This is a genomic window from Emticicia sp. C21 (assembly GCF_003418935.1).
In the GTDB taxonomy this organism is placed as follows: domain Bacteria; phylum Bacteroidota; class Bacteroidia; order Cytophagales; family Spirosomataceae; genus Emticicia.
Window position 1 is genome coordinate 231194 of sequence record NZ_QVMT01000002.1, and the last position, 13363, is coordinate 244556.

8 protein-coding genes are annotated in these 13363 nt (G+C 38.2%); 1 reads left to right on the forward strand and 7 read right to left on the reverse strand.

Annotated elements, in window-relative coordinates; translation table 11 throughout:
• Positions 1-6 precede the first annotated feature (6 nt).
• The 3 genes from D0T08_RS05865 to D0T08_RS05875 form a co-directional block, all read right to left on the reverse strand.
• Positions 7-1287, reverse strand: coding sequence for a murein hydrolase activator EnvC (locus tag D0T08_RS05865; protein ID WP_116981675.1), 1281 nt, complete (start codon positions 1285-1287; stop codon positions 7-9).
• Between the two features lie 232 nt (positions 1288-1519).
• A complete protein-coding gene (locus D0T08_RS05870; RefSeq protein WP_116981676.1) occupies positions 1520-2353 on the reverse strand; it encodes a DUF4292 domain-containing protein in 834 nt (277 codons plus the stop codon).
• A gap of 106 nt (positions 2354-2459) precedes the next feature.
• A complete protein-coding gene (locus D0T08_RS05875; RefSeq protein WP_116981677.1) occupies positions 2460-4184 on the reverse strand; it encodes a tetratricopeptide repeat protein in 1725 nt (574 codons plus the stop codon).
• Positions 4185-4469: 285 nt separating this feature from the next.
• On the opposite strand from D0T08_RS05875, the gene D0T08_RS05880 reads away from it, so the two are divergent.
• Positions 4470-6524, forward strand: a complete 2055-nt coding sequence (locus D0T08_RS05880) for a tetratricopeptide repeat protein (RefSeq protein WP_116981678.1) — start codon at positions 4470-4472, stop codon at positions 6522-6524.
• Positions 6525-6531: 7 nt separating this feature from the next.
• Here the strand turns inward: D0T08_RS05880 and D0T08_RS05885 are convergent, their stop codons facing one another.
• From D0T08_RS05885 to D0T08_RS05900, 4 genes are all read right to left on the reverse strand, one after another.
• On the reverse strand, positions 6532-7359 hold the full coding sequence (locus D0T08_RS05885; RefSeq protein WP_116981679.1) for an SDR family NAD(P)-dependent oxidoreductase: 828 nt from the start codon (positions 7357-7359) through the stop codon (positions 6532-6534).
• Between the two features lie 97 nt (positions 7360-7456).
• Positions 7457-8962, reverse strand: coding sequence for a polysaccharide biosynthesis C-terminal domain-containing protein (locus D0T08_RS05890; protein WP_116981680.1), 1506 nt, complete (start codon positions 8960-8962; stop codon positions 7457-7459).
• Between the two features lie 30 nt (positions 8963-8992).
• A complete protein-coding gene (locus D0T08_RS05895) occupies positions 8993-12298 on the reverse strand; it encodes a VCBS repeat-containing protein (protein WP_116981681.1) in 3306 nt (1101 codons plus the stop codon).
• Between the two features lie 178 nt (positions 12299-12476).
• On the reverse strand, positions 12477-13352 hold the full coding sequence (locus tag D0T08_RS05900; RefSeq protein ID WP_116981682.1) for a pirin family protein: 876 nt from the start codon (positions 13350-13352) through the stop codon (positions 12477-12479).
• Positions 13353-13363 lie beyond the last annotated feature (11 nt).

Sequence of the window (13363 nt, forward strand, 5' to 3'; positions counted from 1 at the left end):
ATTTTTTTACCTTGGTACCAACCAGTTTTCGGGGTTCAGCCTTTCGGTATTATGCCATATCTGGAAATTAATTTCTGTTGCTCCACCAGATACTCCGGCTGTACCAATGGTTTCTTTGGCGCTGATTTTTTGCCCGACCGAGGCAAATACCTGATTAAGATTGGCATAAACTGTAAAGTAATCACCATGTTGTACGGCCACTACTCTACCCAAACCCGGAATCTCAGTTATATCTTTTACGATACCATCATATACCGACCTCACGGTGGCATTAGAGGGCGTCTGAATATCTATGCCGTTGTTATTGATTAATACTCCATGCAGAACAGGATGTTCTTTTACGCCAAATCGGTCAGATATAAAACCTCTTTGCACAGGCCAGGGTAAGCGTGCACGGGAAGCACCAAACGAACGCCCCAAAGTGGTTTCTTCCATATCCAGATCCATAATAGGTTTGTTGCTTCTCTTTCGGGTCGGGTTTGTTTTGGCTAATTTGGCTTCTTTATCCTGTTTTCTTTCTCTTTCTTTATTCTTTTTGGCAATTTCTCTGGCTACTACATTGGCAATCAGATTATCTAATTTGGTAACCGAGCGTTTCGTAGCTTCAATTTCTTTTCTTAAATCAGTCTCTTTTTTTGACAACTCGCCTACCATTTCAGTCTGTTTGGTTTTGAGTTGTTCAAGATTTTTCGTTTCTACTACCTTAGCCGTAATCAAACGATTTTTAGCAGTGCGTTTTCCCTCCAGATTGGTTTGTCTTTCATATAGCAGTGCCGCTACTTTATTCATTTGGGTTACCTGCGCTTTACGGTTTTCGGTATATTGTTGCAGATATTTATACCGCATCAACAATTCGTTGAAAGAAGAAGAAGAAAATAAAAAGCTGAGTTTATTGAGTTTACCACTGTACTTTGAAGCAGAATAAAGCATGGCGGCATATTCTTCTTTTAGTTTAATCAGTTTATCTTCAAGATTTTCTTTGGCGCTAACAATATCCTGCATCTCCACATCAATCAGTTCCATATCCTGTTCCATCAGGCCGATTTGCTCTTCTCTGGAAGATATTTGCTCTTTAATAGCCTTGATATTACCAACCGTAACTTCTTTTTTGGCTGTAGCGCTTTCTAAAGCCCTTGTAGTTTCGGCAATCTTTTCCAGATTTCTTTTTTTCTCATTTTCTAGTTGAGAACGCGATTTTCGGGTGCGTTGAGCAAACGCTTGTTGATTAATCAGTAAGCCAAAAAGAAAGCAGGTAAGAAAAAAATATGTTAGACTTTTTAAAGACATCAGGCGTTGGTTTAGGACTAGAGCATGTTTAAAAATTATATTTCGACCTACAAAGCTATCTTTTTAAGTCATGCTGCGTTATATTTTTTCAATGTAGCTGCCGCTTCGGCGGTCCGATGGCTACATTGAAAAAATATGCCCGCGCGGCGTCCGCTTGCCTGACTCAAAAATCTATGCTTTTCGGCGGCCGCGCGGTCAGAAAAACAATATTTAAACATGCTCTTAGCCAAGGCTATTTTGGCGAATACCCTTTAGGAATACTGAACGAGAATCCGGGGCTTTCGTCAAGAAACTCAATTCTATTATGCTGCAAATTTATTAAAGTCTGGTTAGTTTTATTATCTTTTGCTGCATCAATCTTAGCAATAATGGCTTGTGGAAACAAAAAATTATTAATCGATAGAAAATTATCGTAGTCAATCTGCATTTTGCTACTGCCAGTTGTATCAGCTGCTGTTAGCTTCCGGAGCTTTAAATTAGGCTCTGCAATAATATTCTCAATTTGTATACTATTCTCTTTTTGTCTGATTACGAAACTGCCTTCTTGTTTAGTAATCTCATCGCTCTCACGTTTTTTGATAGGCATATTGCCTATTAAGATAGATTGCACAAGGTCATAGTTAAGATTAAAATTGAATTGTCGGCTCAGGGTAGCAAAATCGTATTTATAATAAGTACGATGAAGTCGGTCGAGGAAAATAATTGAATCTTTTGTGATAAGTCCTCTGGCTACCTCTAAACCTACCGCAATCGATAACCAGATTTTATTGTCTTTTTCAATATGTGCCGTTACAGGAAACGACTGGCTATCTGATCCGGACGAATAATCAACTTTTGATTTTATTTTCAAAAACTTAAAATCTATTTCAGCAGGTGTTATATCTACCTTAAGAATGGGGTCTGGGCTGGTAACCGGTGTATCAATTTTAGCAGGTATATCAGGTTGTGTTACCGCTACATTGGTAGAATCTTTAGTTTCAGTTTTATGAATTCTCTGACGCTTGCAGGAAGTCGTGAATAGAACTATCAGACAAGAGCAAGTCAGAATAATATAACGGCTTGACATATTTGTGGAAGTTTTAAAGATTTGCTTAGACTGCTCTACTCCGGTGCAATTATCGGAATAAAAATCTTTTCAGGGCAAATGTTTCAACAGTTTAAGTAAGGTGAGTCTATTCGATTAACTGTCCGGATTGTATTTTCTTATCTATATTAATGCTGTTTTCTCCCATCTGGCGGGCTTTTTTCCATTGTTCAATGGCTTTGTCTTTTTCGCCTAATTGATATAAAACATCTCCATAGTGTTCTATGATTGTACCGCTTACACCACTACCTTGCTTAACAGCACGTTCTAACACCTCACGTGATTTCTGATAATCTTTCATGGTATACAATACCCATGCATGTGTATCCAGAAAAGTTGGGTTGTTCGCATGTTTTTCGGTAAGCTTTGCTGATAATTCCAAAGCGCGGCTCAACTTATCTTTTCTCAATGATAAATAATAAGCATAGTTGTTCAACACGTGCTCATCGTTCGGATCAATTTTCAAAACTGCTTCGTAGGCATCATCAGACTTGCTGAATTGTTTGGCTTCATTGTAGGCATCGCCTAACAAACCATTGACAAATTTGGTTAACTCCTTATTATCCTGAGATAAGTTTCTTGCTTCTTCTAAAGACGAAATGGCTTTCTCGAAATCTTTTTTAGCAAAATTTGCTACACCATTATGGTACCAGAAAAAAGCCTGATTCGGGAAATACTCAATGGCTTCTTCTGAATGCTTGGCAAGACTATCGGTATTGTTGAGTTTTGAATCAATTTCAACTATAGCTAGCCATACTTCAAAAACCGATTTATCAAACTGGGTCGATTTGATGTAACTGTTACGAGCGCCTAGCATATCGCCTTTTTTCATCAATAAATCTCCCAATACTACATGGGCTTTCGCATCTAACGGTGCTTGTTTAATTAACTCTCTTGTCAAGCCAATCAGATTATCTAAGGTCTTATCTCCCTTATCATCTTTCATCATCAGCATATAGCTTGATAGAATCTTGAATTTTACATCTGATGAAAGATTTTTGTTAGTAAAGGCAACTTGTAATTCCTGGCTGCATTTTTCTAAATCACCTTTTTTACGATAGATTTCTGCTAATAACACATGGGCCTCTGCAAAGTCCGGATTACGTTTCAGCGAGTTTTCCAACATTTTTAAAGCCTGATCGTAGCGTTGGTTCGAAATCAGAATCTGTGCTTGTTGTACAACATATTCGGGTTCAGTAGGTTCTGAGGCAATCAGTTTATCGCCCTCTTCAATGGCTTTTTCGAGCTTATTTTGTTTCAGGTAAATCAATTGTTTCTGATGGGTAATTTCTTCGCTCATACCAATTGTTTTCTCTATTTTATTATATACCTCTACCGCATCAGAATATTTCTCCTGCATAATATAGGCATTCGATAAATCGAGGTAATTATCAACATCGGTTGGATATTTATCGGAGAGCTTTTCGTAAATCTGCGCAGCTTCTTTGTAGCGTTTCTGTTTGATATATAAATCGCCTAAAAACTTCTTGTAGAATTTATTATCATCATCAATTTTTGCGGCTTTCTCGCTATACAGCGTAGCGTTGGCAATATCGTTGGATGCCAGAAAAGATTTCGCAATCATAAAGTTCGTCCCCGAACTGGCAGGATTCATTTCAGCAGCTTTTTTGAAGTGCGTAATGGCCTTATCGTAAGTTTCAGCAATAAAGTACTTCATGCCGTCGGTAAAGATTGCTTCAGCCTGAAGTTCTTTTTCAGAAATAGTGCCATCGTCGGCTTTCTTATTTTTCTGTGCTATACCTAATACAGGAAGCCAGAGAAATGCCCATAATATGATTTTTGATACTTTCATTCATCAACTAATTGTAGGTAGTTTAACGCCCAAACGCCCCGAATATTGCTTAATATCGGGCAACATTCCTGCCAAAGACTCATCAAAGTTCTTTAAATTATTTGGTAATAACAAAATAACAACCTTCGACCTTGGTAATATGTTTTATGTTCTCAAGCAATCTACCTATTTTAGGGGATATTCACAAGCAGAAGCGTATGAGCGGAAAATGTACCACATAAAAGTATGAAGTATTGCTTTGGCAAGATAATTGGAATATTTTTGTAAACCCGACCAATCTACCAAATGGCAAAACATAAGTCTCAACCTAAACAAGGCCTTAAAAAGGAGGCAACGCAAACATCTACGGCCTCTAAAGTGATAGAAACACACGCCCCAGACAAAAATTTTTCGATTGATGAAAAATGGATTCCTGCCATTCTGAGTGTTTTGGTATTCATCAGCTATTTTCCTATCTGGCAAAACAGTTTTGTATGGGATGATAAGCCCTATATTACTATCAATGATTTGGTTAAAAACTTTGATATAAAAGCCATTTTTACTGAATATGTAGTTGGAAATTATCACCCGCTTACGGTTTTGAGTCTGGCGATTGAATATGCTTTGGTTGGAGAAAAGACCTGGTTGTATCATTTAGATAATCTGATTCTACACATCTTGAATAGCTGGTTGGTATTTAGGGTTATCCAACGGCTGAATGCTAATTTTCTGGTATCCTTTGTTACGGCTGTTTTATTTGCCATTCACCCATTGCATGTCGAGTCGGTGGCGTGGGCAGCAGAACGGAAGGATGTATTGTATACTTTTTTCTTATTGCTTTCCATATGGTATTATATCCGTTTTGATGAAACAAATAATAAAGTTTTCTACGGCGTTTCAATCCTCTTATTCATTGCCTCCTGTTTATCAAAAGGTATGGCGGTTGTATTACCTGCTCTCCTGATTATTACAGACTATTGTTTTCTGAAAAAGCCTCTGGGCTTTAAGATACTGATTAATAAGATTCCTTATTTTATTATCACACTTATATTTGCCTATCTGGCTACACATGCACAAAAAGATGCAGGTGCAGATGCCTCAAGTGTAATAGGAAGCGCCTATAGTACAGGCGAGCGGATTTTGTTAACAGCTTATGCTTTTTGTTTTTATTGGATGAAAACCATTCTGCCCTATAATCTCTATCCGTTTTATCCTTACCCTAATAAAGCTACCGGAAGTATCCCAGCTATTTATTCTCTGGCTCTTTTAGGTGCATTGCTATTAATTGGGGCTATTATCTGGTTCGGAAGAAAAGATAAACGAATCTGGTGGGCAGGTGCTTTTTTTCTGATTGCTATTTCTACTGTTTTGCAGATATTACCTGTGGGGAGTGCCTTGGTTGCCGACCGCTATTATTATTTATCATCTATTGGCCCATTATTCCTGATAGGATTATTGGTAAATAAAATCTATGCTTCATCAAAAGGTATTCTGGCAGGCTTCTTCATTGTGGCACTGGTATTATGTGGAATGACCTTTGTGCAGACAGGCAAGTGGAAAAACGAATTAGTGCTTTTTACAGATGCTGACAAGGCTTTCCCGAATGATGCAATGATATTGAGTAATATAGGATGGTATTATTTAAATAATAAAGAATTTCCAATCGCTAAAGAATATCTCAAACGGGCAGATGATGGCGGTTTTAAGAATGCAGATGTGTGCCGTACGATTGGTTCCATGTTCTTAGATGAGGGAGACAATGCTACGGCCTTAAAGTATTTCCAGAAAGCGGCTCAGTACTTACCGAAATCTAACCGTACTAACTGGCTTTTTGCCACGGTTTATTACCGGATGGGTGACTATAAGAATGCTAATTATTATTATAAAATTACGCTTGAAAACGAACCTGAAAATGCTGAGTACTGGACAGCTTACGGATTATCGCTGATAGGTAGCGAAGAATATGAGGCAGCCAGGCAGGCATTTAAGAAATCGATGGCTATTAAGCCCGACTATTGGGATGCTTATCTGAATCATGCTTTTTCGTATCGGAAGCAAGGAAACTATGAACAGGAAATTAAGGAATTAAAGGAGTTGATAGAGAAAGCACCGCAATATGGCCCTGCCTATAAAAACCTGGGTGTTACCTATGTAGATTTAAAACAGGATGATAATGCCATAGAATATTGGAGAAGAGCGACAGTAAGAGACTCAACCGGTGATTTTGAGTATAATATCGGTATCAACTATGCTAATCGGAATGATATTGAAACTGCCAAGCAATGGTACATTAAATCGGCTAAGAAAGGGAATATCAATGCCCGAAATATCCTGAAAAATAATGGTATAACTAACTATTGATGCGTGTTTATTCGGGCAACTGATAGAAATAATCTAAGGGATTCTTGAAAAGAAAATGATAACCTGATTTGTCCAACCATTTATCTCCATTGATAATCTTATAGGGATGCGGAGTAGGTGCTTCTACAAACTCAGGCATTTCAAAGCCTAATTCCTCGCAATTTTGGGTATAAATTTCTTTTCTAATGGGGTGTATGGGAGAAACAATGTTGAATGTATCACCCCAGATTTCTTTCTCAATAACGGTTTCAATGATTCGGATTACATCATCTCTGTGAATATAATTCACCGGAATGTCTCCGGTAGTCAAGCCTTTCCAACCTGCAAAATATTTAGCAGGGATACGGTCATATCCCATTAGTCCTGCTGAGCGTAGAATAGTTACTTCTGTGGAAAAGCTTTTGAGTAGATTTTCGGCCTTTACCATAGTTGGGCTAGCCGATGTTTCGGGCGTTAAAACATCTTCTTCTACTACTTCACGATTCAATTCCGGATAAACAGAGGTAGAACTGATATAAATAATCTTTCTGATTGGAGAGTTTTCCACAACCTTTAGCAAATTAGCTATCTGCTCAACATGTGCATCAGTCTTCTGTATGCTTATTTTTGGAGGAATATTGATGATTAAAACGTTGCTATCAAGAAAGTTATCCACATATTCACATTCTAGCTGTGGATTAAGTTTAAGAAGATAGGGCTCAATCCCATTTCCCTGCAAAGTTTCTAGTTTTTCCTCATGTGTAGTACTACCTTTTACCAGATAGTTTTTTTCGGAAAGATATCTTCCCAATGGTAATCCTAACCATCCACAGCCTATGATACTTATTGTTTTCATGCGTTCTTTGATTGATCTTACTATAATTAAACTTGTCGAAAAATAAGCGTGCCACGCTCTTATTCGGACGAGTATAAGCGTGACACGCAAGATATTACTAAACGCGAAAAAATTTACTTAACCCCAGACTCTTGCGCTCTACAAAGACAATGATAAATAAGAACAAGAAACTTAACACTAAATGAAAAGGAATGGCATAATAGGGATTTTCTATTTTGATTTGCCATGAGGCAAAAATCAGAATACCTGCCCCAATCAGATAAATAACAATTCTATTAATTTCGTAGGGAACTGGATAATACTTCTGTCCAAACCAATAACATAGAACCATCATCACAAATGAGGAGATAGCAAAGGTAAGCGCACAACCGATGTAGCCCATCTGAGGGATGAGAATCATGTTTAAAACAACCGTAATGAACATGCCTATAAAAGTCAGGATAGTACCAAAATGGGTCCTGTCACTCAATTTAAACCAGATAGACATATTCTGATAAACACCAATAAACAAATTAGCTAATAACAGAATAGGTACCACTTCAAGACCAAATCGGTAATTCTTACCTAATATCAGGCTAATTAAATCTATATTCAAACTTACACCTACCCAGATAAGAATGCAGGCTATGGTAAACCATTTGGTAGCCAAAGCTATCATACTCGGTGAGTTTTTATCTTCGGCCTTTGAGAAAAAAAACGGGTCGGCAGCATAGCGGTAGGCTTGCACGACCAGAAGCATAAAAATGGATAGCTTATAGACATTGGCATAAATACTAAAAGCCGCATCGGTGGTGAAACCGGGATAAAAGCCCTCGGGTAAAACAGTCCTGAACATAATCCGATCGGCTAACTGATTGGTTGCCCCTGCTAAACCCATAATTAAGAGAGGATAAGCATAGATAAGAACAGGTTTAAACTTCTTGAGGTCAAAGGAGAATCTGAAATCAATAAATTCTCGCCAGAGTATTAGTAATGTAATCAGACTAGCAATGAAATTTGCCCAAACAATATAATCAGGACCAATTTTAGGATTATAGAAGTAGTCTGCAAAAGGTTTCCAGTCAGGTAACATAACGCCTTCATGAATGTATTTGCAGAACATTAGATAAAAGACATTCAGACCGATATTGATAAAAATGTTGATGAGACGAATGGCAACAAATTTTTTAGCACGATTTTCAGCTCTCAGTTTAACAAAGGCGATAGCAGCCACAGCATCGGTAGCGAGAATGATAGCAAACCAAACTACAAGCCTTTCTTTGCCCGGGAATTTCATGGCATTAATAATCGGGGTTGCCATGAAATAAATGATGATCGAGAAAATAATACTCGTAACAATAATATAGGATAAAATCAGGTTAAAGTACTCCTCCCGGTTTTCTTTTTTGCTGGCATACCGGAAGAAGGCCGTTTCCATACCATAGGTATAGATGATGTTTAGTAATACAGCAAAAATGTATAATTGATTATTATCGGCCAGTAAATTTTGTTCAGGAAAAACACGGGTATGTATTGCTACTAAAAGCCAATTCAGAAATCTGCCAACAATGCTACTGATACCATAAAGAGCTGTATCACTTGCTAATTTTTTTACTACGCTCATGTGTTAATTTCAGGGGAGGTAAGATATTCCTCAGAATCCGATTACTTGAACCTTATCGTTATTTTTTGCCAAAATTAACATATTTTTCTTAGCTCCCTTTACTATTTTCATTTGGCGTACCTGTCCGGTACTGAAAAAGCCTGTATCCTGTGGTTTCAGTACTTCAAATTTTCCCTGACCTTTTCCGTGTAGAACTATGCCATGATTACTGTCATATCGCCCGATTTCAGGTAGTACATCAAAGAAATTTCCGGTCAGAATAATATCCAATTGGTTATCGTGGTCGTAATCGCAGGTTTCTATGCCATATACTGGGGAGAATTGTACTTCAATAGGGAGCGGTACAATACTAAAATTTCCTTTACCATCATTAATAAAGAATGAGGTTTGCGGATGAACTACCGATTTATCTATCATTCCCTCTTTCTGCTCACTGGTAAATATTTCATCAACCGACTTATTGGCATAATCCTTATGATAAACAAAGCGTTCTTTAATAGAGGGTATGACCTTTTGCAAGTCTGGTTTTTGCATGAGAGGCACTAATTTGCCATTGTTATAGACGCAAATCAACTGCTCAACCAGTCCGTTTTTATCAAAATCATTCACGCAAATCATGGCCGGTTGGTCTTTTGAGGCGGTTAACTTGGAATTAAGTCCCAAATTCCCCACAATCAAATCCTCATCTCCGTCATGGTCGATATCAGCCACTTTGATAGTATTCCACCAACCTGCTGAATCTGGTATAGGCATTGGCTTAGAGATTTTTCCTTTCTGATTTTTGAGAATAGTTACAGGCATCCAGTCACCTGCGAGTACTAAATCCTGCCAGCCATCTTTATTAATATCAGTCCACGTGGCATCGGTTACCATACCTATTTCACCTAAATTTTCGGCAGTAAATTTGCCTTTGCCATCGTTTCTCAGGATATAACTCTTAGGGCTTCTACCATATTCAGCGCTAACCATCCGTGAGCCAGCAAAAAGATCCTGATCGCCATCTTTATCGAAATCTCCGGCTATTATGCAGGAAGTATTCTCATATAGTGCAGGTAAATTACCTAAAGAGAAATTTCCTTTTCCATCGTTGATGTATAAATAATCTATCAATGCAGGATTCTCTTTTGGAAACTCATTTCCACCAGTGGCAATATATAAATCTAAATCTTTATCTCCATCAGCATCAAAGAAAGTAGCAGCTACTTCATCAGCATGTGGATTTGCACCGAAAACGCTTTGTTTAGATGATTGGAAACTTCCGGCACCATTTTGCAAAAACAATTGTCCAACTGAATTTAAGGCTGCACCTATATACACATCTTCTAAACCGTCACCATTTACATCACCTACTGCTAAGGCAGGACCTTCTCTTGAAAACATTTGCTTAAGCGTAGCATCTCTGTTATAATCAACAAATCCGTTTTCAACATGGGTAAAATTTATGCCTGATTGCGTGCTTATGTCTATGAAGTGCTTGTTGGTAATAGATGGTTTATTGATATAAGTTTGATTGGCATTCTTTTGCTCCAATACCAATTCTGTATCTGCTTTTGGAGCTTTGATAGTCTGTTTTTTATCATTCTGCCAGATAACTGTGACAGAATCGATACCCGGATTATTGTCTAAACCAAAAATCAATATATGGTCACTTGAAGACTGAAACCCATGATTAGGCATGGATTGTAAAAACTGTTTTTTACCTTGTTGATACACATATACTTTAGCCCCGATACCAAAAGCGTTTTTATCTGCCCCTTTCAGGTTTATTCTTAAAAAATGCTTTTTAAGTTTTTCAGTAGCATTATTTCGATAGACTGAAAGTGGCATGTTATTGTTATTTACAATCAAATCAAGGTCGCCATCATTATCTAAATCTCCATAGGCAGAGCCATTAGAGAACCCTGGTTCACCTAAGCCCCAGTCGGCAGCTTTGTTTTCAAATTTCAGATTCCCCTTATTTTTAAAAGCATAATTGGGAATGGGTGCAGAAGGCATCTTCTCAACCATTTTATTAATATTGAGCCTCCCATTCTGGTCGAGCATTTGAGGGACAGTGTTCTTATCAGCTAAAAAGCTGATAAAATCCTGGTCGGTGAGGTCATGAACGATGCCATTGGCAACGAAAATGTCTTTCATACCATCATTATCCATATCAAAAATCAAGGCTCCCCAACTCCAGTCGGTCGCATAAATACCTGAAAGCGCAGCTACTTCGCTGAAAATGGGTATGCCATCATGGTTATCTCCATTATTGAGTTGTAGCGTATTGCGGGTATATTGATGATAGAAATCTCTTTGTACTTTTATTTGCTCCAATTCGTAGGTTTCGAAACTTGAGGTAGTTTTTAGCCGATAATCATCGTTGGGCAACATATCGGTCACAAAAATATCCGGCTGTCCGTCGTTATTAATATCACCAATATCAGCACCCATAGAATTAAGACTTGTATGCCCCATCGATTGCTCTACTACCTCTTTAAAAGTGCCGTTTTTCTGATTGATATAGAGATAATCACGCTCGTAGAAATCATTGGAAATATAAATATCCAACCAGTTATCATTATTCACATCTCCCACAGTGATACCTAAGCCAAAACCAATCAGACTCCCATAAATACCTGCTTCTGTACTTACATCGGTAAACTTATTATTATCGTTTCTGAATAATTTATGCCCACCAAATGGGTCTCTCTGATTCCGGAGATTCTGGTATTGTAATTTATTCACCTGTATGAAGCTATTATTCAACAGATACATGTCCAGGTCACCATCGCGGTCATAGTCAAAAAAAGCGGCATGTGTAGAATATCCCCCATCGTAAATTCCGTATTCTACGGCCATTTCCTTAAACGAAGGAATACCATTCTTTCCTACTCCCTGATTGATGAATAGTTCATTGCCTCGTGTATCATTTCGCAACTCACCTGAATTACAAACGTAAATATCTAATAAACCATCGCCATTTACATCTGCAAAAGTTACACCCGTGCTCCATGCCTTTGTGCCACCTACGCCTGTCTGTTTGGTTATGTCTTGAAACTGAAAAGAACTACCCTCTTTTTTGCCTTTATTGAGGTACAATTTGTTCTCGCCCTGATTGGCTGTGAGATAAATATCCGCAAAACCGTCGTTGTTGACATCGCCAATGGCTACTCCGGCTCCGTTATAAAAATTACGGTAGTTGATAATATTCATTTCGGGCGTATCTTCAATCTTATTCATGAAGTCTATTCCCGTTTGAGAAGCATCCAATGATTCAAATAAATAATCCTGCGAACTTTCTTTGCACGAAAGCAACACAGACAGAAGCAAGCAATAAAACAGCGATTTTGTCATCAGATAAATATAAGCCTGTAAAAATAACAATAGAATTCGATTTCTATTATATATAATTCAGGTGGTTTAGGCTGATAGTAGATGAGCTGAGAAAGAGAGAAGAAGAAACCAGAAAATTTAAAGATAGGTTTAAAAAACAATCAGAGTGCCATTCCTGACACTCTGATTATATATTGGCTTAAATGAACGCTTCTACTTTACGATGCCATGTTTTACGGCTTTCAGGCAAATTGTTCAGATGAGGCATTTGCCCTGCATGGTATTCATTATACAGACGAATAATATCTTTGTTCATATCAGCAATAAAAGGGCCATAACTGACGATGGGTGCCTTATGCGGTTTCCCGGCATATAGCACAAATCTAGTTCCCTGTTCGCCTGCTATAAATGTGAGCTCACTTTCCCCTGCTTCATTGCTTCGGTCTAACCACGCAACCTGACCTTGAGTGACTTTGCTTTTTCCTACTGTTACCTCGCCTTCCAATACATAGATAAATCCATTGTATTCAGCAGGAATTTCCTGTCTGGTTTCTGTGTTTTTTCCTAATGTGAAATCCACCAATGTAAAAGGAGTATGGTTTTGTAGTGGGGAATGCAGGTTATGAATACTTCCACTATAAATTCTGATCTCAGCCTGGTCGGTTTTCAGAGTAGGCACATCTTCCAGAAGAATCTGTTGCCATGAGGGCTCTATCCATCTTTTTTCAGGAGGCAGAGCCAACCATAATTGCAGGATATGCATATGGGTTTTAGAAGCTATTTCTTCAGTGTGGATAATACCCTTGCCGGCAGTCATTAATTCGAGGCTTCCTGTGTGCCAGTCTCTGTTGTCACCCTGTAATACAAGTGTTACTGTCTCAAAACCTGCATGTGGGTGCGGCCCTCCGACAGGTTTGCCACCCGGAAGATTCAGTGCATCGTCCATCAATAAAATGAATGGGTCAGTATTAGCAAAATCTTTCCCATCAATCAAGGCTTTTGCAGTATGCCCTTCACCTAAGAAACCCTGATGCCCCTGAGGTGTAGTTATATGTTCTATGATTCTTTGTTTCATTGTTGTAAAAG